This window comes from Bacillus sp. 9.4 (assembly GCF_055486415.1).
In genome coordinates this window covers 365,918-390,503 of the sequence record NZ_JBVFMU010000003.1, presented here as the reverse complement: position 1 = coordinate 390,503, position 24,586 = coordinate 365,918, and the positions used below count along the sequence as shown (strand labels likewise).

The 24,586-nt window shown below is 45.8% G+C and carries 23 protein-coding genes; 19 read left to right on the top strand and 4 right to left on the bottom strand.

The window, feature by feature from the left end:
- Positions 1–3 precede the first annotated feature (3 nt).
- Together ACZ07B_RS14030 and ACZ07B_RS14025 are read left to right on the top strand one after the other, a co-directional pair.
- On the top strand, positions 4–1,170 hold the full coding sequence (locus ACZ07B_RS14030) for a DegT/DnrJ/EryC1/StrS family aminotransferase (protein WP_217020162.1): 1,167 nt from the start codon (positions 4–6) through the stop codon (positions 1,168–1,170).
- On the top strand, positions 1,149–2,117 hold the full coding sequence (locus tag ACZ07B_RS14025; protein WP_217020164.1) for a polysaccharide pyruvyl transferase family protein: 969 nt from the start codon (positions 1,149–1,151) through the stop codon (positions 2,115–2,117). The genes ACZ07B_RS14030 and ACZ07B_RS14025 overlap by 22 nt, the downstream gene beginning before the upstream one ends.
- 9 nt (positions 2,118–2,126) lie before the next feature.
- On the opposite strand, the gene yvfG is transcribed toward ACZ07B_RS14025, so the two are convergent.
- On the bottom strand, positions 2,127–2,345 hold the full coding sequence (gene yvfG, locus ACZ07B_RS14020) for a protein YvfG (protein WP_003219905.1): 219 nt from the start codon (positions 2,343–2,345) through the stop codon (positions 2,127–2,129).
- Positions 2,346–2,423: 78 nt separating this feature from the next.
- Here yvfG and rpoN point away from each other — a divergent pair, with 78 nt between their 5' ends.
- Positions 2,424–3,734, top strand: a complete 1,311-nt coding sequence (gene rpoN, locus ACZ07B_RS14015) for an RNA polymerase factor sigma-54 (protein WP_128993432.1) — start codon at positions 2,424–2,426, stop codon at positions 3,732–3,734.
- A gap of 26 nt (positions 3,735–3,760) precedes the next feature.
- On the opposite strand, the gene lutP is transcribed toward rpoN, so the two are convergent.
- Positions 3,761–5,452 (bottom strand): L-lactate permease LutP, encoded by a 1,692-nt coding sequence (lutP, locus tag ACZ07B_RS14010; RefSeq protein WP_464877332.1) that lies wholly within the window; start codon positions 5,450–5,452, stop codon positions 3,761–3,763.
- A 227-nt stretch (positions 5,453–5,679) separates the two neighbouring features.
- Between lutP and lutR the strand changes: the two genes are divergently transcribed.
- The 7 genes from lutR (at position 5,680) to ganB (ending at position 14,584) form a co-directional block, all read left to right on the top strand.
- Entirely contained in the window at positions 5,680–6,402 is a 723-nt protein-coding gene (lutR, locus tag ACZ07B_RS14005; protein ID WP_003228277.1) for an L-lactate utilization/bacilysin biosynthesis transcriptional regulator LutR, read from the top strand.
- A gap of 181 nt (positions 6,403–6,583) precedes the next feature.
- Entirely contained in the window at positions 6,584–7,576 is a 993-nt protein-coding gene (gene ganR / locus ACZ07B_RS14000; protein WP_134154492.1) for a galactan degradation operon transcriptional regulator GanR, read from the top strand.
- A gap of 140 nt (positions 7,577–7,716) precedes the next feature.
- Positions 7,717–8,982: an arabinogalactan oligomer ABC transporter substrate-binding protein GanS gene (ganS, locus tag ACZ07B_RS13995; RefSeq protein ID WP_124059157.1), complete on the top strand. Its 1,266-nt coding sequence runs from the start codon at positions 7,717–7,719 to the stop codon at positions 8,980–8,982.
- A gap of 39 nt (positions 8,983–9,021) precedes the next feature.
- Positions 9,022–10,278, top strand: a complete 1,257-nt coding sequence (gene ganP / locus ACZ07B_RS13990) for an arabinogalactan oligomer ABC transporter permease GanP (protein WP_029946017.1) — start codon at positions 9,022–9,024, stop codon at positions 10,276–10,278.
- 3 nt (positions 10,279–10,281) lie between these two features.
- Positions 10,282–11,133, top strand: a complete 852-nt coding sequence (gene ganQ / locus ACZ07B_RS13985; RefSeq protein ID WP_198878484.1) for an arabinogalactan oligomer ABC transporter permease GanQ — start codon at positions 10,282–10,284, stop codon at positions 11,131–11,133.
- Positions 11,134–11,151: 18 nt separating this feature from the next.
- Positions 11,152–13,215, top strand: coding sequence for a beta-galactosidase GanA (gene ganA / locus ACZ07B_RS13980; protein ID WP_101169616.1), 2,064 nt, complete (start codon positions 11,152–11,154; stop codon positions 13,213–13,215).
- Between the two features lie 79 nt (positions 13,216–13,294).
- Positions 13,295–14,584: an arabinogalactan endo-beta-1,4-galactanase gene (ganB, locus tag ACZ07B_RS13975; protein ID WP_130572867.1), complete on the top strand. Its 1,290-nt coding sequence runs from the start codon at positions 13,295–13,297 to the stop codon at positions 14,582–14,584.
- A gap of 52 nt (positions 14,585–14,636) precedes the next feature.
- On the opposite strand, the gene rsbP is transcribed toward ganB, so the two are convergent.
- The gene (gene rsbP, locus ACZ07B_RS13970; protein ID WP_130572866.1) at positions 14,637–15,848 is read right to left on the bottom strand and encodes a phosphoserine phosphatase RsbP; all 1,212 of its coding nucleotides are present in this window, start codon (positions 15,846–15,848) and stop codon (positions 14,637–14,639) included.
- A 35-nt stretch (positions 15,849–15,883) separates the two neighbouring features.
- On the bottom strand, positions 15,884–16,693 hold the full coding sequence (gene rsbQ / locus ACZ07B_RS13965; protein WP_003228292.1) for a sigma factor SigB/phosphatase RsbP regulator RsbQ: 810 nt from the start codon (positions 16,691–16,693) through the stop codon (positions 15,884–15,886).
- Between the two features lie 283 nt (positions 16,694–16,976).
- Here rsbQ and ACZ07B_RS13960 point away from each other — a divergent pair, with 283 nt between their 5' ends.
- The 9 genes from ACZ07B_RS13960 to lutC all read left to right on the top strand — a co-directional run bounded on the left by ACZ07B_RS13960 (position 16,977) and on the right by lutC (position 24,503).
- The gene (locus tag ACZ07B_RS13960; RefSeq protein ID WP_464877331.1) at positions 16,977–17,882 is read left to right on the top strand and encodes an ABC transporter ATP-binding protein; all 906 of its coding nucleotides are present in this window, start codon (positions 16,977–16,979) and stop codon (positions 17,880–17,882) included.
- Positions 17,883–18,620 (top strand): ABC transporter permease, encoded by a 738-nt coding sequence (locus tag ACZ07B_RS13955; RefSeq protein ID WP_464877330.1) that lies wholly within the window; start codon positions 17,883–17,885, stop codon positions 18,618–18,620.
- A 3-nt stretch (positions 18,621–18,623) separates the two neighbouring features.
- Positions 18,624–19,739 (top strand): two-component system sensor histidine kinase YvfT, encoded by a 1,116-nt coding sequence (gene yvfT, locus ACZ07B_RS13950; RefSeq protein WP_335449606.1) that lies wholly within the window; start codon positions 18,624–18,626, stop codon positions 19,737–19,739.
- Positions 19,740–19,755: 16 nt separating this feature from the next.
- Entirely contained in the window at positions 19,756–20,358 is a 603-nt protein-coding gene (gene yvfU, locus ACZ07B_RS13945) for a two-component system response regulator YvfU (RefSeq protein WP_015251201.1), read from the top strand.
- Between the two features lie 122 nt (positions 20,359–20,480).
- Positions 20,481–20,810 (top strand): PadR family transcriptional regulator, encoded by a 330-nt coding sequence (locus tag ACZ07B_RS13940; protein WP_041333190.1) that lies wholly within the window; start codon positions 20,481–20,483, stop codon positions 20,808–20,810.
- A complete protein-coding gene (locus ACZ07B_RS13935; protein ID WP_341284163.1) occupies positions 20,807–21,424 on the top strand; it encodes a DUF2812 domain-containing protein in 618 nt (205 codons plus the stop codon). The genes ACZ07B_RS13940 and ACZ07B_RS13935 overlap by 4 nt, the downstream gene beginning before the upstream one ends.
- A 174-nt stretch (positions 21,425–21,598) precedes the next feature.
- Positions 21,599–22,315, top strand: coding sequence for a lactate utilization iron-sulfur protein LutA (lutA, locus tag ACZ07B_RS13930; RefSeq protein WP_042975336.1), 717 nt, complete (start codon positions 21,599–21,601; stop codon positions 22,313–22,315).
- Positions 22,316–22,341: 26 nt separating this feature from the next.
- Positions 22,342–23,781, top strand: a complete 1,440-nt coding sequence (gene lutB / locus ACZ07B_RS13925) for a lactate utilization iron-sulfur protein LutB (protein WP_014480926.1) — start codon at positions 22,342–22,344, stop codon at positions 23,779–23,781.
- Positions 23,781–24,503: a lactate utilization protein LutC gene (lutC, locus tag ACZ07B_RS13920; protein WP_064671573.1), complete on the top strand. Its 723-nt coding sequence runs from the start codon at positions 23,781–23,783 to the stop codon at positions 24,501–24,503. Before lutB ends, lutC begins: the two co-directional genes overlap by 1 nt.
- Positions 24,504–24,586: the final 83 nt, after the last annotated feature.

Below are 24,586 nucleotides of genomic sequence, written 5' to 3'. Positions count from 1 at the left end.
TCTATGCATAAAAAAATCTACTTATCTCCCCCTCATATGAGCGGCAGGGAGCAGCACTATATTTCAGAAGCCTTTCGCTCAAACTGGATCGCGCCGCTTGGACCGCTCGTGAATTCATTTGAAGAACAGCTGGCAGAACGAGTCGGTGTAAAAGCAGCAGCTGCGGTCAGCTCAGGAACGGCGGCGATTCATCTGGCCCTGCGTTTGCTTGAGGTAAAAGAAGGTGACAGCGTGTTTTGCCAGTCCTTCACATTTGTAGCAACCGCCAATCCGATTTTATATGAAAAAGCGGTGCCCGTCTTTATTGATTCTGAGCCTGATACGTGGAATATGTCGCCGACAGCCCTTGAAAGAGCATTGGAGGAAGCGAAAAGAAACGGAACACTGCCAAAAGCGGTTATTGCCGTCAATCTATATGGGCAAAGCGCGAAAATGGATGAAATCGTAAGCCTGTGTGATGCATACGGAGTTCCTGTCATTGAGGACGCAGCCGAATCCCTCGGCACAGTCTATAAAGGGAAGCAAAGCGGAACATTCGGGCGCTTCGGCATTTTTTCATTTAACGGGAACAAAATCATTACCACATCAGGGGGAGGGATGCTCGTTTCAAATGATGAAGCCGCAATGGAAAAAGCAAGATTTCTAGCTTCGCAGGCACGAGAGCCGGCTGTTCATTATCAGCACAGTGAAATTGGACACAATTACAGGCTGAGCAATATCTTAGCCGGCGTCGGCATTGCCCAGCTTGAGGTGCTGGATGAGCGAGTGGAAAAAAGAAGGACCATTTTCACGAGATACAAAAATGCGCTCGGTCACATAGACGGCGTCCGCTTTATGCCGGAGTACGCAGCCGGCGTATCCAATCGCTGGCTCACCACGCTCACACTTGATAACGGGCTCAGCCCATATGACGTAGTTCAACGTCTTGCTGAAGAAAACATTGAAGCCCGTCCGCTGTGGAAGCCGCTCCATACCCAGCCGCTGTTCAATCCGGCTTTATTTTATTCTCATGAAGATACAGGAAGCGTATGCGAAGATTTGTTCAAGCGAGGAATCTGTCTCCCATCGGGGTCCAATATGACAGAAGATGAGCAAGACCGGGTCATTGAAGTGCTACTGCACTTATTCCAAACTGCCGAGGTGAAGAAATGGACAGCAAGCATTCGATGATCAGCCTAAAACAGAAACTGTCCGGGCTGCTCGACGTCATTCCGAAACAATCAGAGATTATATATGCTGACTATCCTCTATACGGAAATGTAGGGGATTTATTTATTATGAAAGGAACAGAAGCCTTCTTTAAAGAACACGGGATTCGGGTCAGAAAACGCTGGAATCCTGACAATTTTCCAGTCGGGCGAAAGCTTGATCCGAATCTGATCATCGTCTGCCAGGGAGGCGGAAACTTCGGGGATCTGTATCCGTACTATCAAGGCTTTAGAGAGAAAATCGTTCAAACCTATCCGAACCACAAAATTGTGATCCTGCCGCAATCGATTTATTTTCAAAACAAAGACAACCTCAAACGGACGGCAGAGATATTTTCTAAGCATGCGAACCTTCACATCATGACAAGGGAAAAAGCCTCCTATGCTACGGCACAGGCCTATTTTACAACAAATCACATTCAGCTTCTGCCTGATATGGCTCATCAGCTGTTTCCCGTCATTCCCACGCAGCAGCCGTCCAATCAAAAGCTGAGATTTATCCGAACAGATCATGAAGCAAACCAGGCGCTTCAGGAACACGCAGAAGCGGAAAGCTACGACTGGCGCACGGTGCTGTCAGCTTCAGACCGCCGGACGATTGCTTTTCTCCAAACGCTGAACGTCTTGAATAAAAAAGCAGGCAACCCTTTGCCCATTGCGTATATATGGGAAAAATACTCGGATTATATCGTCCAAAAAGCGATTCGGTTTTTCAGCCGTTACGAATCGGTGGAAACATCAAGGCTGCACGGCCACATCCTGTCTTCTCTTCTTCAAAAAGAAAACAAGGTCATTGATAATTCCTACGGGAAAAACGCCAATTACTTTCATACCTGGATGGAAGGCGTGCCAAGCACCCGTCTCATCCAGCACGCCTCAAAGAAGGAAAACCTTCCTGCTCACATGTGAGCGGAAGGTTTATTTTGATTCTCCACGTTTGACTTTGTTGTATGCTTCATCTAGATGCTGAATCCGTTTCAGGACAACTGCGTTTTTCGTCAGCTGGTCCTGCACTAGTGTTGAGACGACGGAACGGTAGTAGCTGTTCATCGCGTGGATTTTATCCTCAGACTGATTCATTTCAATATGCTGTTTTAAATTCTCAATAAAATAAGGGACGGAAAAAAGTTCAGACATTTCTTTGGCAGCTCCTTTTTCATAAATGTATACGGTGTGATCTCAATCATGTACAATGAAGAAAGGGGAGTGAGCAAGATGGATATGAAACTTCAGCAAGTACAAGTATTAAAGCCTCAACTGACACAGGAGCTCAGGCAGGCCATCACGCTGCTTGGCTATCATTCGGCAGAACTCGCCGAGTACATTGATGAGCTCTCACTGGAAAACCCTCTTATTGAACGAAAGGAAACAGACACACCGCCACTATCTTACCATAAAACAAATAAAAACAGGATGAATGCACAGGAAGCGGGCCTTCAATTAAGTGATCCGCAAAAAACATTGCAGGATGCGTTAAAACAGCAGTCACTCGATATGAATCTGACAAACACTGAAAAAAAGATTTTTAATTATCTGATTCATTCGCTTGATTCAAACGGGTACTTGGAAGAAGATATAGAGGAGGCAGCACGGCGATTATCTGTATCGGCCAAGGAAGCGGAGGCTGTTTTGGCAAAACTCCAGTCATTAGAACCGGCTGGAATCGGCGCGAGATCTTTGCAGGAATGCATCCTTCTTCAATTACAGCGGCTGCCGAACAGAAATGAACAAGCGGAAATGCTGGTTTCAGCTCATTTTGATGCTTTTGCACAAAAAAAATGGAAAGCGCTTTCAGTGGAGGCAGGAATTCCGCTTCATACCATTCAAGATATCTCAGATGATATCGCGGCTCTTCATCCTAGACCTGGCCTTCTGTTTGCCCGGCCAGAGCAAGATGTGTATATTGAGCCTGACATTTTTATCACCGTAAAAAATGGGCACATCGCAGCGGAACTGAATACCCGCTCGTTTCCCGAGATCGATCTGCATCCGCAGTACAGAACGCTTTTATCATCCGGCTCCTGTCAGGATACTGTCTCCTATTTATCTGCGAAATATCAGGAGTGGCGCTGGCTGAGCCGCGCGCTGCGGCAGCGAAAACAGACAATCACGAGAATTATCAATGAACTGATCACACGCCAAAAGGATTTCTTTCTGAAAGGGCGAAGCGCAATGAAGCCGCTGACTCTGAGAGAGGTGGCGGACTGTCTAAGCCTTCATGAATCAACTGTGAGCCGGGCCATTAAAGGGAAAACAATACAAACGCCTTACGGGCTGTTTGAGATGAAACTCTTTTTCTCAGCAAAAGCCGAGGCTTCAGGAGAGGGAGATGCGTCGAATTATGCAGTCAAAATGCATCTTGAAGACCTGATCAATCAAGAGGACAAAACAAAACCGCTTTCAGATCAAAAGCTTGTCGATTTGCTGTATGAACAACACGGCATCCAAATCTCGAGACGCACCGTGGCAAAATATCGCGATCAAATGAATATTCCGTCATCGGCAGCGAGAAAGCGATATAAATAAAATCCTCCCTAGACGGGAGGATTTTTTTAAGGAATCATCCAGCTGAATACGTGATGCTGCAAAAAGGTGATGATACAAACGAGCAGCAGCAAAAACAGACTGTGTTTAATGGTAAAGCGGAAAAGATCTGACTCCTTTCCAGCGAGTCCTACGGCGGCGCACGCCACCGCTATCGACTGCGGTGAAATCATTTTTCCTGTGACACCGCCTGAAGAATTGGCGGCCACAGACAGAACGGGGTCCATGCCGACTGATAATGCGGTGACTTTCTGCAGGTTGCCGAACAGCAGGTTGGCGGAAGTATCCGAGCCGGTAATGAAGACGCCGAGCCAACCGAGAACGGGCGAAAAGAAGGTAAACATCGAACCTGTCAGCGCGAGTGTCATCCCGAGTGTCGTGCTCATTCCCGAGGAGTTGGTGACATAGGCAAAACCAACGACAGAAGCGATGGTCAAAATCGGAAGCTTCAATTCCTGGACTGTTTCTTTAAAAACGGTTCCCCAGTCTTTCCACGAAATCGCCGTGATGAACTTTGACAGCACTGCGGCAATCAATATCGCGGTGCCGGCTGAACCAAGCACCTCAAGCTTGTAAACCGCCTCAATCGGCGTACCGTCAGCATTGACAATCTGATTGTTCAAAAAAGGCACACCGGGGGCAAAAGTCAGTTTTTCTCCAACAGCATTCAGCCACTTCAAGAACACCGCAGAGCCTTCATAATGCCCGGTTAGTGCAGATTTGACAGATGGAATGCCCCATACGGAAATCATCGCCGTCAGCAGCAGAAATGGCGACCAAGCCTTAAAAATCTGTCCGCCGCTGTACGCAGGCGCCGCCGGATTTGTGCGCGCCGTTTCAATTGAGGCGGCCGACTCTTGTTCACCGGCAAACCGGAATGTTGTTTTCGGCTTCCACCATTTCAAAAACACAGCAAGTGCAGCCATTGAAACAAGAGCTGACAAAACATCGGGCAGCTCAGGCCCTAAAAAATTGGAACTGAGATATTGAACAACAGCAAAGGAAACACCAGATACGAGAATCGCCGGCCAGATCTCCAAGGCTTTCCTGAACCCGCTCATGATGATGATTAAATAAAGAGGAATAAATACGGATAAAAACGGCAGCTGCCGCCCGACCATTTGCGAAATCTCCATCGCCGGAATCCCTGTCGGCCCTTCTACGGCTGTAATTGGAATCCCAATTGCGCCAAAGGCGACAGGCGCCGTATTGGCGATCAAACAGATCCCCGCAGCATAAAGAGGATTAAAGCCGAGACCGACCAGCAGCGCGGCAGAAATGGCGACCGGCGCTCCGAAGCCTGCTGCCCCTTCTAAAAAAGCCCCGAATGAAAAAGCGATCAAGAGAGCCTGAAGCCGTCGGTCATCAGTAATCGAGAGAACAGAGCTGCGAATGATATCAAACTGTCCCGTTTTCACAGTGATTTTATACAAAAAAACAGACGTCACAATGATCCAGCCGATCGGCAACATTCCGTATACGGCTCCTTGTGTCGCGGACATCAGCGCTTTTTCCGCAGGCATCCGATAAACCAATACAGCAATGATAAGGGCGATCCCCAATGTGGCCAAGCCAGCTGTATACCCCTTCATCCGTTTAATCGCGAGTGCCCAAAAAAAGAAAATAATCGGTACAAGTGCGGCAAGCGCTGATAATAGCAAATTTCCCCCTATAGGCGTATATGCCTGTGTCCATTGCATCCCAAACCCCTCCTTGAAACATAAACTGGCGCCATATGTAAGCGGTTTCTATAGATGATATGATCATCTGATGACTGGGTAATAAGACCAGTTACCTAGCATTATATTTTGAAAAAAATCAAAGTACAAGACTTTTTGACAAAATAGTCAAAATCTTTTGGCGGCCCACAAAACAGAGTATAATAGATCGTAAACAGCCAGACCTACAAGTTACGGGGTGAATTGCATTGAAATACAAACAGATTAAAACAAAAAAAATATATGAAGAAGTAGCGGATGCACTATTAGATATGATCAAAAACGGCGAATTGAAGCCGGGGGATAAACTGGACTCTGTTCAGGCGCTTGCTGAGAGCTTTCAAGTCAGCCGTTCAGCGGTTCGCGAGGCACTTTCTGCGCTAAAAGCGATGGGGCTTGTCGAAATGAAACAGGGAGAAGGCACGTATCTGAAGGAATTTGAGCTCAATCAAATTTCTCAGCCGCTCTCAGCCGCCCTTCTGATGAAAAAAGAGGACGTCAAGCAGCTGCTCGAGGTCAGAAAACTGCTTGAAATCGGCGTGGCTTCACTAGCGGCTGAAAAAAGGACAGAAGCAGATCTCGAAAGAATTCAGGATGCACTGAAGGAAATGGGCAGCATTGAAGCGGACGGGGAGCTGGGAGAGAAAGCAGACTTTGCATTTCATCTTGCGCTTGCGGACGCTTCTCAAAATGAACTTCTTAAACACTTGATGAATCACGTGTCATCATTGCTGCTGGAAACAATGAGGGAAACGAGGAAAATCTGGCTGTTTTCCAAGAAGACCTCCGTTCAGCGGCTGTATGAGGAGCACGAACGGATTTACAATGCTGTGGCTGCCGGGAACGGTGCACAGGCGGAAGCCGCCATGCTGGCGCATTTGACGAATGTGGAAGATGTGCTTTCGGGATATTTCGAGGAAAATGTGCAATAACCAACTCATTTCCCGGGCAATTCCGCCGGTTCCGAATGATACGAACAACTGAGACTGAGCCGCAAATGGTTCAGTCTTTTTACATGAGGCAGCCAGAGGGCTTTGTGCACTTGACATTTGCGAAAAAGAAAGTAAAATATTTTACTAAAACAATGCGAGCTGAATAATGGAGGCAGATGCAATGGCGACAATTAAAGATATCGCGCAGGAAGCGGGATTTTCAATCTCAACCGTTTCCCGCGTTTTAAATAACGATGAAAGCCTTTCTGTTCCTGATGAGACACGGGAGAAAATCTATGAAGCGGCGGAAAAGCTCAATTACCGCAAAAAAACAGTAAGGCCGCTGGTGAAACATATTGCGTTTTTATATTGGCTGACAGATAAAGAAGAATTAGAAGATGTCTATTTTAAAACGATGAGATTAGAAGTAGAGAAACTGGCGAAAGCATTCAATGTCGATATGACCACTTATAAAATAGCGGATGGAATCGAGAGCATTCCAGAACATACGGAAGGGTTTATTGCCGTCGGCACATTTTCATATGAAGAGCTGGCTTTCCTCAGAAATCTCACTGAAAACGGCGTGTTCATCGATTCAACTCCTGATCCCGATCATTTTGACTCGGTAAGGCCCGATTTGGCACAAATGACAAGGAAGACGGTAAACATCCTGACTGAGAAGGGGCATAAGAGCATCGGTTTTATCGGCGGCACATACAAAAATCCGAATACCAATCAGGATGAAATGGACATCCGTGAACAAACCTTCAGATCCTATATGAGGGAAAAAGCCATGCTGGACGAGCGCTATATTTTCTGTCATCGCGGATTCTCTGTAGAAAACGGCTACCGCCTGATGTCAGCAGCGATCGACACATTAGGCGATCAGCTTCCGACTGCTTTTATGATTGCAGCGGACCCGATTGCAGTGGGCTGTCTGCAAGCCCTGAACGAAAAAGGAATTGCCATACCAAACAGGGTAAGCATTGTGAGTATCAACAACATCAGCTTCGCGAAGTATGTCTCGCCTCCTCTGACGACGTTTCATATTGATATACATGAATTATGTAAAAATGCTGTTCAATTACTGCTTGAACAAGTGCAGGACAAGAGAAGAACGGTAAAAACATTATATGTGGGCGCAGAATTAATCGTCAGGAAGAGTATGAATTAAAAATGACTTAGGACACTAAGTCATTTTTTATTTAAGTAAAAAAATTTACTCTGTGAGGTAAATAGTTTGTTTACACATTTTCTCAGGCGTGCTATATTATCTTTAAAGCGCTTTCATTCCTACCGAAAGGGTGACAATCAATGAAAATGGCAAAAAAGTGTTCCGTATTCATGCTCTGCGCAGCTGTCAGTTTATCCTTGGCGGCTTGCGGCCCAAAGGAAAGCAGCAGCGCCAAATCGAGTTCGAAAGGATCAGAGCTTGTTGTATGGGAGGATAAAGAAAAGAGCATCGGCATTAAAGAGGCCGTTGCTGCGTTTGAAAAAGAGCATGATGTGAAGGTCAAAGTCGTTGAAAAACCGTATGCCAAGCAGATTGAAGATTTGCGAATGGACGGACCGGCCGGCACAGGCCCTGACGTGTTAACAATGCCAGGGGATCAAATCGGAACCGCTGTCACGGAAGGATTACTCAAGGAATTACATGTCAAAAAAGACGTTCAATCACTTTATACTGACGCTTCCATTCAGTCTCAAATGGTAGATCAAAAGCTTTATGGACTGCCAAAAGCGGTCGAAACGACTGTGCTTTTTTACAACAAAGATCTCATCACAGAAAAGGAATTGCCCAAAACGCTGGAAGAGTGGTACGACTATTCCAAAAAGACTGCTGACGGCAGCAAATTTGGCTTTTTAGCCCTATTCGATCAAATTTATTATGCAGAAAGTGTGATGAGCGGATATGGCGGATACATTTTTGGAAAGGCCAAAGATGGGAGCTATAACCCGTCAGACATTGGAATCAATAATGAAGGAGCTGTCAAAGGTGCGGCGCTGATTCAGAAGTTTTACAAAGATGGCCTGTTCCCGGCTGGCATTATTGGAGAACAAGGGATTAACGTATTGGAATCGCTGTTCACAGAAGGAAAAGCCGCCGCAATTATTTCTGGTCCATGGAATGTAGAAGCCTTTTCGAAAGCAGGAATCAATTATGGCATTACGAAACTGCCGAAGCTGGAAAATGGGAAAAACATGAGCTCCTTTATCGGCGTCAAAAGCTACAACGTCAGTGCATTTTCAAAGAATGCAGAGCTGGCGCAAGAATTAGCCGTTTTCCTGGCAAATGAAAAAAATTCTAAAACACGATATGAAGAGACGAAAGAAGTTCCTGCTGTGAAATCCCTAGCCAATGACCCGGCTATTATGAAAAGCGAGGCGGCACGGGCAGTTACTGAACAATCCCGTTTCTCAGAGCCAACACCAAATATTCCGGAAATGAATGAAATATGGACGCCGGCTGATTCAGCATTACAGACGGTTGCAACAGGGAAGGCGGATCCGAAACAAGCATTGGATCAAGCCGCTGAAACGGCCAAAGGACAAATTAAGGCAAAGCACAGCGGAAAATAAAGAGGAAGCTAGATTTGTATTGTAAGAGAGGTGAAAACGGTGCAGCATCGTCAAGTCGCTTTGTTGCTTTCTATCATCCCGGGGCTCGGGCAATTTTATAACAAGCAATGGATAAAAGGTATTGTCTTTCTTTTCTTAGGCGCATCGTTTTTTGCGGTCTTTGGAGATCTGCTCAATATGGGGTTTTGGGGAATCTTTACACTGGGAACAGAAGTGCCGCGGGATAATTCCGTTTTTCTGCTGGCGGAAGGAATTATCGCTGTCATCGTGACCTGCTTTGGCCTTGCGGTGTATTATGTGAATCTTCGCGATGCGTTCCAAAGCGGAAAACAGCGTGATGAAAATAAGCCATTAAGTTCCTTAAAGGAACAATACCAACATATCATTTCTGAGGGCTATCCTTATGTCGTCAGCGGCCCATCTTTGTTTATTTTAATTTTCGCCGTGATCTTTCCTATCTTATTCAGCTTTGCATTAGCGTTTACAAACTATGATTTGTATCATTCTCCTCCTGCAAAATTAATTGATTGGGTCGGTTTTCAAACGTTCGCAAATATTTTCACAGTTGATATTTGGAGGTCGACTTTTTTTGATGTACTGGCTTGGACGGTGGTTTGGACACTTGCTGCATCCACACTGCAAGTCAGCTTGGGGATTTTTCTCGCGATCATTGTTAACCAGAAAGACCTTCGGTTTAAACGTTTTTTTCGGACGATTCTGATTTTGCCATGGGCCGTTCCCGGTTTTGTGACGATTTTAATTTTTGCGGGACTGTTTAATGATAGCTTCGGTGCGATGAATCACGACATCTTGGCTTTCTTCGGGATAGATCCGCTTCCGTGGATGACAGATGCCAATTGGTCGAGGCTTGCGTTGATTCTCATGCAGGGCTGGCTCGGATTTCCGTACATCTTTCTCGTCTCAACAGGCGTATTGCAATCCATCCCGGACGATCTGTATGAAGCAGCTACGATTGATGGCGCTTCTGTCTTTTCAAAGCTGAGATACATCACGCTTCCGATGGTGTTCATTGCAATGGCTCCGATTATTATTACTCAGTTTACGTTTAACTTTAATAACTTTAATATTATCTATCTATTCAATGGCGGAGGTCCGGCTGTAACCGGATCAACAGCCGGCGGGACAGATATCCTCGTTTCATGGATTTATAAATTGACAATGCAGTCAAGCCAATATTCACTTGCTGCGGCTTTAACCATTTTATTATCTGTATTTGTTATCTCCATCGCATTGTGGCAGTTCAGACAGACAAAGTCTTTTAAAGAGGAGGCATAAGGCATGCTGACAGATATGAAGGTCAGAAAATATATCCGTCTCCTTTTCTCTTACTTGTTGCTAGCCTTTATGGCGGTCATCATTGTTTATCCTCTCCTTTGGACGGCAGGCGCAAGCTTTAATCCTGGCAACAGCTTAATCAGTACATCCATCATTCCGAAGCATCCGACATTCGACCATTACAAGGAATTATTTGCGGGCAAAGAAAGCCTTCAATATGTGCAGTGGTATGTCAACTCAATGAAGATCAGCCTGTTTACAATGGCAGGGTCTTTGCTCTGTGTGACGTTTACAGCCTATGCGTTTTCGCGCTTTCGCTTCAAAGGCAGGAAATACGCTTTAACGCTCTTTTTATTGCTGCAGATGATTCCTCAGTTTTCAGCTTTAATTGCCTTGTTTGTGCTGGCGCAAATCTTGGGAATGATCAATAGCCACTGGCTGCTAATCTTGCTTTATATCGGCGGCCTGATCCCGATGAATACGTATTTGATGAAAGGGTACATGGATTCCATTCCGATGGATTTAGACGAAAGCGCCAAGATTGACGGAGCCAGCAGCACCAGAATCTTCTTCCAGATCATTCTGCCATTATCAAAACCGATGGCGGCAGTCGTGGCCATGAACGGCTTTACCGGTCCGCTCGGAGATTTTGTGCTGTCCTCAACCATATTGAGAACGCCTGAATCATATACATTGCCCGTCGGTCTATTCAATTTAGTGAATGATGTCATGGGGGCCAGCTATACGACATTTGCGGCCGGAGCCCTGCTTATCAGCATACCGGTTGCCGTTATCTTTATCATGCTGCAAAAGAATTTTGTATCCGGATTAACCGCAGGCGGAACGAAGGGCTAAGAGAACAAGGAGGAGAATGTGATGTCAAAGCTTGAAAAAACGCACGTAACAGAAGCGAAATTTATGCTCCATGGGGGAGACTACAACCCCGATCAGTGGCTGGATCGGCCCGATATTTTAGCTGACGATATCAAACTGATGAAGCTTTCTCATACGAATACGTTTTCTGTCGGCATTTTTGCATGGAGCGCACTTGAGCCGGAGGAGGGCATATATCAATTTGAATGGCTGGATGATATTTTTGAGCGGATTCACAGTATAGGCGGCCGGGTCATATTAGCAACGCCGAGCGGAGCCCGTCCGGCCTGGCTGTCGCAAACCTATCCGGAAGTTTTGCGCGTCAATGCCTCCCGCGTCAAACAGTTGCACGGCGGAAGGCACAACCACTGCCTCACATCTAAAGTCTACCGAGAAAAAACACGGCACATCAACCGCTTATTAGCAGAACGATACGGACATCACCCGGCGCTGTTAATGTGGCACATTTCAAACGAATACGGGGGAGATTGCCACTGTGATCTATGCCAGCATGCTTTCCGGGAGTGGCTGAAATCGAAATATGACAACAGCCTCAAGACATTGAACCATGCGTGGTGGACTCCTTTTTGGAGCCATACGTTCAATGACTGGTCACAAATTGAAAGCCCTTCGCCGATCGGTGAAAATGGCTTGCATGGCCTGAATTTAGATTGGCGCCGGTTCGTCACCGATCAAACGATTTCGTTTTATAAAAATGAAATCATTCCGCTGAAAGAATTGACGCCTGATATCCCTATCACAACGAATTTTATGGCTGACACAGCGGATTTGATCCCGTATCAGGGCCTCGACTACAGCAAATTTGCAAAGCATGTCGATGTCATCAGCTGGGACGCTTATCCTGTCTGGCACAATGACTGGGAAAGCACAGCTGATTTGGCGATGAAGGTCGGTTTTATCAACGACCTGTACCGAAGCTTGAAGCAGCAGCCTTTCTTATTAATGGAGTGTACGCCAAGCGCGGTCAATTGGCATAACGTCAACAAGGCAAAGCGCCCGGGCATGAATCTGCTGTCATCCATGCAAATGATTGCCCACGGCTCGGACAGCGTTCTCTATTTCCAATACCGCAAATCACGGGGGTCATCAGAAAAATTACACGGAGCGGTTGTGGATCATGACAATAGCCCGAAGAACCGCGTCTTTCAAGAAGTGGCCAAGGTAGGTGAGACATTGGAACGGCTGTCCGAAGTTGTCGGAACGAAGAGGCCGGCTCAAACCGCGATTTTATATGACTGGGAAAATCATTGGGCGCTCGAGGATGCTCAGGGGTTTGCGAAGGCGACAAAACGTTATCCGCAAACGCTTCAGCAGCATTACCGCACATTCTGGGAACACGATATCCCTGTCGACGTCATCACGAAAGAACAAGACTTTTCACCATATAAACTGCTGATCGTCCCGATGCTGTATTTAATCAGCGAGGACACCATTTCCCGTTTAAAAGCGTTTACGGCTGACGGCGGCACCTTAGTCATGACGTATATCAGCGGGGTTGTGAATGAGCATGACTTAACATACACAGGCGGATGGCATCCGGATCTTCAAGCTATATTTGGAGTTGAGCCTCTTGAAACGGACACCCTGTATCCGAAGGATCGAAACGCTGTCAGCTACCGCAGCCAAATATATGAAATGAAGGATTATGCAACCGTGATTGATGTAAAGACAGCTTCAGTGGAAGCGGTGTATCAAGAAGATTTTTATGCGCGCACGCCAGCGGTCACAAGCCATGAGTACCAGCAGGGCAAGGCGTATTTTATCGGCGCGCGTTTGGAGGATCAATTTCAGCGTGATTTCTATGAGGGTCTGATCACAGACCTGTCTCTTTCTCCAGTTTTTCCGGTTCGGCACGGAAAAGGCGTCTCCGTACAAGCGAGGCAGGATCAGGACAATGATTATATTTTTATCATGAATTTCACGGAAGAAAAACAGCTGGTCACGTTTGATCAGAGTGTGAAGGACATGATGACAGGAGACATATTGTCAGGCGACCTGACGATGGAAAAGTATGAAGTGAGAATTGTCGTAAACACACATTAGGCTGATGCTCCGCTCGATATGGGCGGATTCTTTTTTCTATAGAATGAAACCGCTTACTAAGTCTTGGGGGGATGAAATCATGAAAAGCAAAGTGAAAATGTTCTTTGCGGCTGCCATCGTGTGGAGTGCATGTAGTTCAACAGGATATGCCGCTGCCATTGAGAAGGAGAAGCACGTGTCAGAGCTTCGGGCAGAGGATCTTTTTGTTAAAAAAGTAGAGGGAATGAACAAGGACTTTATCAAAGGGGCAGATGTATCCAGCGTTATTGCTTTGGAAAACAGCGGTGTCACCTTTTACAATACAAGCGGAAAACGCCAGGACATCTTTACAACCTTAAAACAGGCTGGGGTCAACTATGTTCGCGTCCGCATCTGGAATCACCCGTATGATTCAAATGGCAATGGGTATGGCGGGGGGAACAATGATGTTCAAAAAGCCATCGAAATCGGAAAAAGAGCGACAGCGAACGGAATGAAGGTGCTGGCCGACTTTCACTACTCTGATTTCTGGGCCGATCCAGCGAAACAAAAGGTGCCCAAAGCCTGGGTGAATCTCAGCTTTGAAGCAAAAAAAGCAAAGCTCTATGAGTATACGAAACAAAGCCTGCAAAAGATGATCAAGGAAGGCGTTGACATCGGCATGGTTCAGGTCGGAAATGAAACAACAGGAGGATTTGCCGGTGAGACTGATTGGACGAAGATGTGCCAATTATTTAATGAAGGAAGCCGAGCGGTCAGGGAGACAAATTCAAATATTTTGGTCGCCCTGCATTTTACCAATCCTGAAACGGCTGGAAGGTATTCATTTATTGCAGAAACACTCAGCAAAAACAAAGTGGATTATGATGTGTTTGCGAGCTCCTATTATCCTTTCTGGCATGGCACATTACAAAATTTGACCTCCGTGCTGAAGGCTGTTGCCAATACTTACGGCAAAAAAGTCATGGTGGCGGAGACATCGTACACCTATACCGCTGAAGATGGCGATGGGCATGGAAATACAGCACCAAAAAGCGGGCAGACGCTGCCATATCCAATTTCTGTTCAAGGCCAGGCAACTGCAGTAAGAGATGTAATGGAGGCAGTGGCGAATACGGGCAAAGCAGGACTTGGTGTTTTCTACTGGGAGCCTGCGTGGATTCCGGTCGGACCGAAAACACAGATAGAGAAAAACAAAGTGTTATGGGAAACATACGGGTCAGGGTGGGCTTCCAGCTACGCTGCTGAATACGACCCTGAAGACGCCGGGAAGTGGTATGGGGGAAGTGCTGTAGATAATCAAGCTTTATTTGATTTTAATGGACACCCGCTGCCTTCCTTGCAGGTGTTTCAATATGCGGAGTCAGGACATATTCCAAAGAAACGCTGAAACAAAAAATCCATGAGATGTAACAAATCATTGTTAAGTCTCATGGATCATTTTATTTTACATCAACTAATATAAAACATTCGTCATCACTCTTATGATGGGCTTCCTTTTGATGCTGCAGTGATGTAAGGATGTTCTCCTTCAGGTCAGCGATCGGCGAATCAGGATGATCCTTTAGTAAATCATATAAATAACATGAAGCCGTAGGATCCATCACGCCATCTGTATACAGAAGCAATCTTCCGCCCTCCGTGTATGAAAGGCTGCTTGACTGAAATACTAAGTCTTCAAACATTCCGATCGGAGGCGAAGTCGCGTGAAGCAGATGTTGAGTTCCGCTATCGTCCTGCCAAAGTGCCGGCGGATGTCCTGCGTTGACATAATCAATTCTTTGCCGTGCTATGTCAATCTCGAGATAAATAGCAGTGCAATAATGTCTTGCTTCCTCATCATTTTGAAACAAGCTGTGAAGGTGCCGGTCCAATTCCTTCATAACTTTAACGGGGCTGAGACCTTGCGTGATCTGGCGCTGAAACAAAGGATGAAGAGACATCGTAATCAATGCAGATGAAATTCCGTGCCCCATCACATCAAGGATAATAATGCCGTAACGGTGTTCATCGATTTGATAATATCCGTAAAGATCACCTGACAATTCACTCGATGCATTGTAATAAGAGTCAATCTGAACCTGATCGTTTACAATCGGTTCAGTCAACGAGTTTTTCTGGATCTTTCTGGCGAGTTCAAGCTCTCTTTTGGTGTTTAATTTAAATTGTTGATTTTGTTTGTTGATCTCAAGAAGTTCTTCTTGCTTTGCTTTCAGCGTTTCCAAGGCAATTTCTAACTCCGCATTGGCTTTCTGTTTGGCAAGCAAAGCTTCCTGAGCCTCATTTCTGGCTATCAGCAGCTCATTTTCATATTCATTTCGCTTTCGCATTGGAATAAGAACACAATCAAAGACAGAAGCCCCGCTATCGTGTCTCGCAATAGCATTGATAAGGACGGGAATTTCTTCTCCATCTCTAGCTTTCAGGGAAATGTATATTTCTTCGATGTGATGCTCTAATTTCAAAAGCGGAAAAAAATAAAGCTGGCAGAAAAGCTGTGCGGGAATGGTCAACATCATATTCATATGCTGGCCGATAACCTGCTCCGGTTCATAATCCAGAATCTTGATAAGGGTGCGGTTGGCAGCTATGATCGACCCCTCTTCTGACAAAGCGAGGAAACCGCATGGTGCATCATTCAATTGTTTGTCCATCTAAGAGGGTCACCTCTATCCCTTTCGTTCCTATATCACACGTGTGCTTTTAAATAATCGCCGATCAGCTGTATCGTCTCATCTGGATGGCTCATATGAGGGCAATGTCCGCGAGCCTCCATTTGTTTCAGACTGCTATAAGGCAGATGCTGATGCATATACTTACCTACTGTTGCAGGTGCGATGATATCATCTGCACATTGGAGAATAAGAGAGGGAACCGTTACCTTCGAAAGATCCTCTCGGTGATCAGAAAAAAACGCCGCTTTCGCGAATTGGCGGGCAATGACAGGATCAGTAGAACAAAAACGGCTTTCAAGCTCTTCCTTAATTTCAGGCCGATCTGGCTGATTCAGAACGGTTGCCGCAAATACAGTCGCCCAGCCGATATAATTTTTCTCCATCATCTCCAGCAAGCCAAGGAGCTGCTCCTCTTCAAATCCTCCGTAATACTCAGGCGGATCATTCAAATAGCAAGGAGAAGGCCCCACCATCACCAGATGGGAAAAAAGCTCCGGGCGGCGGATGGATGCAAGCATCCCAATCAAGGCCCCGACGGAGTGACCCACAAACACGGTTTCCTTCAGATCTAAAGCTTCACAAACATCAAGAACATCCTGGGCATAGCCGTCAAGTGTCTGGTAACGATTCAGGTCATATGCGCGCAAATCTGAATGTCCCGAACCGACGTAATCAAATAAAATCACCCGATGATCTTCTTCAAAGGCAGGTGCCACGGCATTCCACACGCTTTGATCGCATCCAAAACCAGGTGCGAACATGATAGATGCTTTGCCGCTGCCTTTCACCTTCACATGATTTCTAGACAAAATCGCTTCGTTCATGATTGGCTCCTTTCAGCCGGAAAGTAATATAAAGTTCAATATTTCTATCATAACACTCGGATGGTTTGAAGAGTGTATCTTTCTATGAATGTCACAGCAGTTTAAAAGAAAGAGGACATGGGAGATAGAAAAGATGGATGAATTGGAAGATGCAGGAGGAGGATTGCCTAGACACCGGGGTGAGAAAAAAATGACATTTGTCACTCCATCATCATGACACCCCATACTAACATCGTCTTCTCCGTCATTTTACAATCAATGTAAACGATCAGGAGGTGCTCATGTGATGAAAGAAGCAGTAACAGTAAGCAACGTGACAAAACATTTCCAGCGAAAAACCGCTGTAAACAACATCAGCTTCAGGATTGAAAAAGGAGAAATTGCAGCCATTCTCGGGCCAAATGGGGCAGGGAAGACGACCGTCATCTCGATGATATTAGGATTGCTGAAACCGAGTGAGGGAGAAATCAAACTATTTAACCGGGTTCCCGATGATCAACAGGTTTGTGAAAAAATAGGTGTAATGCTTCAGGAAGTAAGTGTCATGCCGGGCCTTAAGGTGGATGAAATCCTTGAACTCTTCCGGAGCTATTATCCGAATCCATTGTCCATGAAAGAACTCGTTTCGTTAACAGCACTCACCAAAGAAGATTTGAAAACAAGAGCAGAAAAATTATCCGGCGGACAAAAACGCCGTTTGAGCTTTGCTTTGGCTCTTGCCGGGAACCCGGAGCTGCTTATACTTGATGAACCGACAGTCGGCATGGACACTTCATCAAGACACCGATTCTGGCAGACCATTCACGGACTGTCGGACCAAGGAAAAACGATTATTTTTTCAACTCATTATTTACAGGAAGCAGATGATGCCGCACAGCGAATCCTATTTTTTACTGAAGGACAGCTTGTTGCAGACGACTCACCAATGCAAATCCGCTCAAGAATTCAAAAACAGTCTGTTTCCTTTACGCTTCATTCAAGTGAATCATTGGAAAGGCTGTCTTGTCACCCGGAAGTCGAGAGAGTGATCCACGAGCATGAGAGAACCATCATCCAGACATCAAATACAGACAAAGTGTTGGCGCTGATCTTTCAAGAAAACATCCCAGCACGAAATATTCGAATTGAGCAAGCGACGCTCGATGAGGCATTTCGCCAGCTGGCTGACGGCAACAGGGAGGCGATGTGAGTGAACATGCTGCAAAAGCAAAGCATCGCTGAAATGAAAAGGGTGCTTAGGAACAAGTATTTTGTGCTTTGGTCTCTGATCATGCCGATTGCCTTTTATTATTTCTTTACAAATGTAGTGAATACCAACGTCCCTGATCAACGTGCATGGGAAGCCCATTACCTGATGTCGATGACAGTCTTCAGCGTGATGGGTTCCTCTATCATGACGCTTGGCATCCGAATGGTACAAGAACGGTCACAAGGCTGGACCGCCTTTATCCGCCTTACGCCTCTTCCGGATCATATCTATTTATCAGCTCAGATGATCGGCCAAAGTGTCATTCACGTTTTATCGATTACCGTCATATTTCTGTTCGGCACAATCATCAATGATATTGCCTTGTCACCGTTTGAATGGATGATGAGCGGACTGTGGATTTTGTTTGGCGCATTGCCTTTTTTAGCATTAGGCACACTAATCGGCCTCATGAGAAAAGTAGAAACAGCGGCCGGAATCAGTAATGTGCTTTATATGCTGCTGGCTTTAGGCGGAGGGATGTGGATGCCGTTTGAGGTCATGCCTGACATGATGCAGAGCATTGGCCAGTGGCTTCCGTCTTATCATTTCGGGAGCGGAGCGTGGGAACTTGTCCGGGGTGGGAGTCCCACTTGGAAAAATATTCTGATATTAATCGCTTATATGATGCTCTTCATGCTACTATCTAAATATATAAGAAGAAAACAAGAAGCGGTGTAATACATGAAAAAGGCAATATCTATTTTCCCGAAGGAATTCGGGTTTTTCCCTTATATCTTTCTGGTGTATACGATTATGCCGTTCCTTTCTTTATTAAAAGAATCAGGTGTCAAACAGGGGATCGGATATGGCATGCTGCTCCTTTTTGTAGCGGCATATCGCCAGTTATTCTGCAGCGTGGGCAAAGCTTCGTTTACATATTGGCTTATCGTGCAAATGGCGGTTATTTTGATATATAGTGTGTTTTACAATATCACCTATATATACTTAGGTTTTTTCCCGGCAAACTTTGTTGGTTATTACAAAGAGAAAACGAATTTTAACCGTGCGTTCTGCGCTTTAATCTTTATACTGCTTTTTCCATGTCTATACCAATTTATCGCGAATTCGGTCTCGCTCCGGGAGCTTTTTTCTGTTCTCCCGTTTCTCGTCATTATGCTCATTTCTCCATTCGGCATTCGTTCTATGTTTCGGAGGATTGAGCTTGAAAATAAGCTTGCACAAGCCAACGAACAGATAAAAGAACTCTCTAAAAGAGAGGAGCGTGTTCGAATCGCCCGTGATCTTCACGATACTCTTGGCCACACCCTGTCGCTGCTTACATTAAAAAGCCAGCTCATTCAGCGGCTGGCTGCATCTGATATAGAACGGACCAAGCTTGAGGCAAAAGAAATGGAAACCAGTTCACGCTCCGCACTCAAGCAAGTTCGAGAGCTGGTTTCTGATATGAGAACGGTCACGATAACAGAGGAGCTCGTAAACATTCAGCACATATTAAGAGCGGGGAACATTACCTTTCAATACGAAGGAGCCGACGACTTTTCAGTGATATCTCCCGTCACTCAAAATATTATCAGTATGTGTATGCGGGAAGCCGTGACTAACATTATCAAGCACAGCAAAGCAACCCACTGTGCCATCACCATTTCTCAGTTTGCTGACAAAATGAGGATCGTGATACGGGATGACGGAAAGGGAGTGGCGAAGGAGAAATTGTTTGGGAATGGCCTGCGGGGAATGGAGGAACGGCTCATGCTCATTGAAGGGGGATTAACGGTTTCAGATCATAACGGAACGGTTGTGGCACTGACGATTCCGCTTATTAAAAAAGCAGAATGATTGGAGGACGAAAAGAATGATTCGTCTGTTTATTGCTGAGGACCAGCGAATGCTTTTAGGGGCTTTGGGATCTTTGCTTGATTTAGAAGAGGATATGACTGTCATCGGACAAGCATTAAACGGGGAAGAGGCGCTACATGCTATTTTGAAGCTGGAGCCGGATGTATGCATTATGGACATTGAAATGCCGGTTCGAAGCGGGCTGGATGTGGCAGAGGAATTAATGAAAAAAGGCTGCGTCAGCAAGGTCATTATTTTAACCACCTTTGCCCGCCCCGGATATTTTGAACGCGCCGTAAAGGCCGGTGCACATGGCTATCTGCTGAAAGACGGCGAAATTGACGATCTGGCCGATGCCATTCGAAAATGTGTAAAGGGAAAACGTGTCTTCAGCCCCGAGCTGACGTTTAATATGATGCGAGACGAAAATCCGCTAACCGTTAGAGAGCAAGAAATTCTGAGGCTTGCGGCTTTGGGCAAGACAACAAAAGACATTACGCTGGAGCTCTATTTATCTCAAGGCACAGTTCGAAACTATATCTCAGAAATCATCCAAAAGCTTAATGCGAAAAATCGGACAGAAGCCGCCAGCATCGCTGAGGAAAAGGGCTGGATTTAATGGAAACCTGGTTATTTATAGCCGGGTTTTTTTGTGTTTAGCTGGTCATTTATGGTTGTAATATTCAGTATAACTGTATATGATGGGATTATACAGTTATACTGAATATTGGAGGCTGTTATATGAATGAAAATAAGCATTTGCCGCTGACTGAGACTGTTTACTATGTTCTTTTATCTTTGTTACATCCTGCTCACGGCTACATCATTATGAAAAATATTGAAGATCTTAGCGGCGGAAGAGTTAAAATGGCGCCTGGAACTCTTTATGGCGCAATTGAAAACTTATTGAAGCATCAATTGATAGAGCCTTATCCAAGTGAAGATCGCCGCAGAAAAACATATATCATCACTGAACTCGGAAGAAATGTGTTGTGGAAGGATATGGAGAGAATGGAGCGGCTGGTTGACATAACGAGGCAGGAAGTAAATAAAAAGGGGGAGACCATATGAAGAAATACAGATATTTTATGGACATAGACAGTGAGGAACAATGGCTGAATAAGATGGCAGATAAGGGGTGCGAATTAAAAGGGAAAGTTTTTTTATCCTATTGTTTTTCAGATGAAACATCGTCTGACAATTCTACCGTCAAAATAGACTATCGCACCTTTAAACATCCGGGAGATTTTACTGATTATCGAACTCTCTTTGAAGACAGCGGATGGAAGCATCTTTTCAGTTCACAAGGCCTGCATTATTTTAGAAAAGAGAAAGCCAGTGCATCAGACGATATTTTTTCGGATACAGAATCCAGAGCCGGAAGATATAAACGTCTATTGCAATCGTACTTTGCACTTTCTTTTATATTCTTATCCTTCATCATGATCCTCTTTACTACCAATGGTTTGACTGCTGATTTATTTATCCGTCCCCAGAGTTTGTATTATACGCCGGGCCTGTGGGATAAGACGGGAGCAGCTTTTATCAGAGCCTTTTTGTTTGAAACACCTTTTGCACTGATGAGAGGGGGAGCGGGCTGGATTGTTCTCCTTAGTGCTCTTAGCTTCTTTTATTCATTTGTAAAGACATTTAAAAAATACAGAAAGTGCCTGTATGGCCATTAAAAAGTGTGTAGTGCTATGAACGTCTGTCCAGTGGAACAGGCGTTTTTTATTGCCGAGATGTTTAGAAAACCCTTCCCTTCCATTGTCAGAATAGTGTACGATATTCATATAGTTATTTTAACTCAGGTCATCAGATGACCTGATCATATATTGGGGATGAGAGAGGGGTTCATCATGAAAGTCTCACTTTTTGTCACTTGTCTTGTTGATATGTTTCAAACAAATGTCGGAAAAGCAACGGTTGAGCTGCTGGAGCGGCTTGGGTGCGAGGTTGATTTTCCGGAAGGGCAGATTTGCTGCGGGCAGCCGGCTTACAACAGCGGCTATGTAAATGACGCCAAAAAAGCAATGAAACGGATGATCGAAACGTTTCAGGATTCCGAATATGTTGTCAGTCCTTCCGGTTCCTGCACAACGATGTTCCGGGAGTATCCGCACCTGTTTCAGGATGATCCGAAATGGGCCGATAAAGCGCAAAAGCTGGCGGATAAAACGTATGAACTGACAGATTTTATTGTGAACGTACTTGGAGTAGAGGATGTCGGCGCGACCCTTCATACAAAAGCGACCTTACATACGTCGTGCCATATGACAAGGCTGCTGGGTGTTCGGGAGGAGCCGATGAAGCTGTTGAGCCATGTGAAGGGCCTGCAGTTTACAGAGCTTCCGGGCAAACATAACTGCTGCGGATTCGGAGGAACGTTCTCCGTCAAGATGGCGCAGATTTCTGAGCAGATGGTCGATGAAAAAGTCGAATGTGTGGAGGAAACGGGAGCAGAGGTGCTGATCGGTGCTGACTGCGGCTGTTTGATGAATATCGGGGGACGGCTTGACCGTAAAGATAAGAATGTCAAAGTGATGCACATCGCCGAAGTGCTCAACAGCAGATAAAACTGGATTCAGAGGGGGAAAGGATCATGGCGATGAAAATCGGTACTGACGCTTTTAAAGAGCGGGTATCACAGGGGATTGATAATGAATTTATGAGAGGTGCTGTTTCGGGTGCACAGGAGCGTCTGCGGACGCGGCGCCTAGAGGCAGCAGAAGAACTGGGAAACTGGGAGGAGTGGCGCTCATTATCAGAGGAAATCAGGCAGCATGTCCTTGAAAACCTTGATTTCTATCTCGGACAGCTTGCCGAAAATGTGGCGAAAAGAGGCGGACATGTCTATTTCGCGGAAACAGCGGAAGAGGCGTCTTCTTATATTCGTGATGTCATTCAAAAGAAGAACGGGAAGAAAATTGTGAAATCTAAATCAATGGTCACAGAGGAAATCAATCTGAATGAGGTGCTGGAGAAGGAAGGCTGTGAAGTCGTAGAAACCGATCTCGGCGAGTATATTTTGCAGATCGATGATCACGATCCGCCGTCACATATCGTAGCACCCGCCCTTCATAAAAATAAAGAGCAGATACGCGATGTGTTTAAAGAAAGGCTGGACTATCAACATACAGAAAAACCGGAAGAGCTGGTGATGCATGCGCGCGCCATTCTCCGGAAAAAGTTTCTGGAAGCGGATATCGGCATTACCGGCTGTAACTTCGCCATCGCTGACACGGGTTCCGTCAGTCTTGTGACAAATGAAGGAAATGGACGGCTTGTGAGCACCTTGCCGAAAACACAAATTACCGTCATGGGAATGGAGCGGATTGTCCCGTCATTTTCTGAATTTGAAGTGCTTGTCAGCATGCTGACAAGAAGTGCTGTCGGACAGCGGCTGACAAGTTATATTACAGCTTTGACGGGTCCGAAGCTGGAAGGTGAAGTGGACGGTCCGGAAGAATTCCATCTTGTCATCGTTGACAATGGACGATCCAATATCCTTGGAACGGAATTCCAGTCTGTGCTGCAATGTATCCGCTGTGCCGCCTGTATCAATGTCTGTCCTGTGTACCGCCATGTCGGCGGACATTCATACGGCTCAATCTACTCGGGACCGATCGGAGCGGTTTTATCGCCGTTGCTCGGCGGTTATGACGATTATAAGGAGCTGCCGTACGCGTCTTCACTGTGCGCTGCTTGTTCAGAAGCCTGCCCGGTCAAAATCCCGCTTCATGAGCTGCTACTCAAGCATCGTCAGAATATCGTCGAAAAAGAAGGCAGAGCGCCGATCAGTGAAAAGCTTGCAATGAAAGCATTCGGACTTGGCGCATCCTCTTTATCGCTTTACAAAATGGGCTCAAAATGGGCGCCGGCCGCCATGACGCCTTTTACAGAGGACGAAAAAATTTCGAAAGGGCCCGGCCCGCTTAAAAATTGGACACAGATCCGTGACTTCCCGGCACCGCATAAATCGAGATTCAGAGACTGGTTTGCGGACAGAGAAACAAGTGAACGCACGAAGGAGGAGCAGTGATGACGAAGGGAACCATTCAGAATCAAGAGAGCTTTTTAAATAGAATCGCATCCAGCCTGGGCCGTGAAAGAAGAACAGGAGGCGTGGCAGTTCCTGAATGGGCGCATCAGCCGCAATATAAAACACTTGAAGGTTATTCAGCGGATGACTTAGTCACAGTGCTCAAAAACCATTGTGTCAAAATCCATACAGAGCTGATTGAAACGGATTCAACCGGCCTTTATGATGCCCTGCGCGAGCAAGTCAGCCGCTTTTCCGGAGGCCCTGTCATCATTCCGAAGGACCCCCGCTTTGAAGAATACGGACTGAAAAGCCTGCTCACCAAGGACTGGCCGAGTGAAGGAACGCCGGTCTGGGAGTGGGATGCTGACAAAGGCGAGGAAAATATCAAAAAAGCGGAGCAAGCCAATGTAGGGATTACATTCAGCGAAATTACATTGGCTGAGTCGGGGACGGTTGTCCTCTTCTCCTCAAAAGACATCGGCCGATCTGTCAGCCTTCTGCCGACGACTTATATTGCGATCGTGCCGAAATCAAGCATTGTACCGAGAATGACACAAGCCAGTGATATCATCCGCCAAAACATTGCGAACGGTGACACTGTTCCTTCATGTATCAACTACATTACCGGACCGAGCAACTCAGCAGACATTGAAATGGATTTAGTTGTGGGAGTGCACGGACCTGTAAAGGCAGCATATATTCTCGTCTCTGACCGCTGAACTCAGGAAGCCCGGCAGGCATATGCCGGGCTTTTTGCTTGAAGAAACTTCAACTTCCAATTTTTTGGCCGATGAGAAGAGTA

Coding starts and splice junctions, on each gene's coding strand:
- ACZ07B_RS13935 (WP_341284163.1), top strand. CDS start 20,807: ATGAAGAAATACAGATATTTTATGGACATAGACAGTGAGGAACAATGG.
- lutP (WP_464877332.1), bottom strand. CDS start 5,452: ATGCAATGGACACAGGCATATACGCCTATAGGGGGAAATTTGCTATTA.
- yvfG (WP_003219905.1), bottom strand. CDS start 2,345: ATGTCTGAACTTTTTTCCGTCCCTTATTTTATTGAGAATTTAAAACAG.
- ACZ07B_RS14025 (WP_217020164.1), top strand. CDS start 1,149: ATGGACAGCAAGCATTCGATGATCAGCCTAAAACAGAAACTGTCCGGG.
- yvfU (WP_015251201.1), top strand. CDS start 19,756: ATGATTCGTCTGTTTATTGCTGAGGACCAGCGAATGCTTTTAGGGGCT.
- ganB (WP_130572867.1), top strand. CDS start 13,295: ATGAAAAGCAAAGTGAAAATGTTCTTTGCGGCTGCCATCGTGTGGAGT.
- ACZ07B_RS14030 (WP_217020162.1), top strand. CDS start 4: ATGCATAAAAAAATCTACTTATCTCCCCCTCATATGAGCGGCAGGGAG.
- lutA (WP_042975336.1), top strand. CDS start 21,599: ATGAAAGTCTCACTTTTTGTCACTTGTCTTGTTGATATGTTTCAAACA.
- lutB (WP_014480926.1), top strand. CDS start 22,342: ATGGCGATGAAAATCGGTACTGACGCTTTTAAAGAGCGGGTATCACAG.
- rsbP (WP_130572866.1), bottom strand. CDS start 15,848: ATGGACAAACAATTGAATGATGCACCATGCGGTTTCCTCGCTTTGTCA.
- rsbQ (WP_003228292.1), bottom strand. CDS start 16,693: ATGAACGAAGCGATTTTGTCTAGAAATCATGTGAAGGTGAAAGGCAGC.
- rpoN (WP_128993432.1), top strand. CDS start 2,424: ATGGATATGAAACTTCAGCAAGTACAAGTATTAAAGCCTCAACTGACA.
- ganQ (WP_198878484.1), top strand. CDS start 10,282: ATGCTGACAGATATGAAGGTCAGAAAATATATCCGTCTCCTTTTCTCT.
- ganS (WP_124059157.1), top strand. CDS start 7,717: ATGAAAATGGCAAAAAAGTGTTCCGTATTCATGCTCTGCGCAGCTGTC.
- yvfT (WP_335449606.1), top strand. CDS start 18,624: ATGAAAAAGGCAATATCTATTTTCCCGAAGGAATTCGGGTTTTTCCCT.
- ACZ07B_RS13940 (WP_041333190.1), top strand. CDS start 20,481: ATGAATGAAAATAAGCATTTGCCGCTGACTGAGACTGTTTACTATGTT.
- ganR (WP_134154492.1), top strand. CDS start 6,584: ATGGCGACAATTAAAGATATCGCGCAGGAAGCGGGATTTTCAATCTCA.
- lutC (WP_064671573.1), top strand. CDS start 23,781: ATGACGAAGGGAACCATTCAGAATCAAGAGAGCTTTTTAAATAGAATC.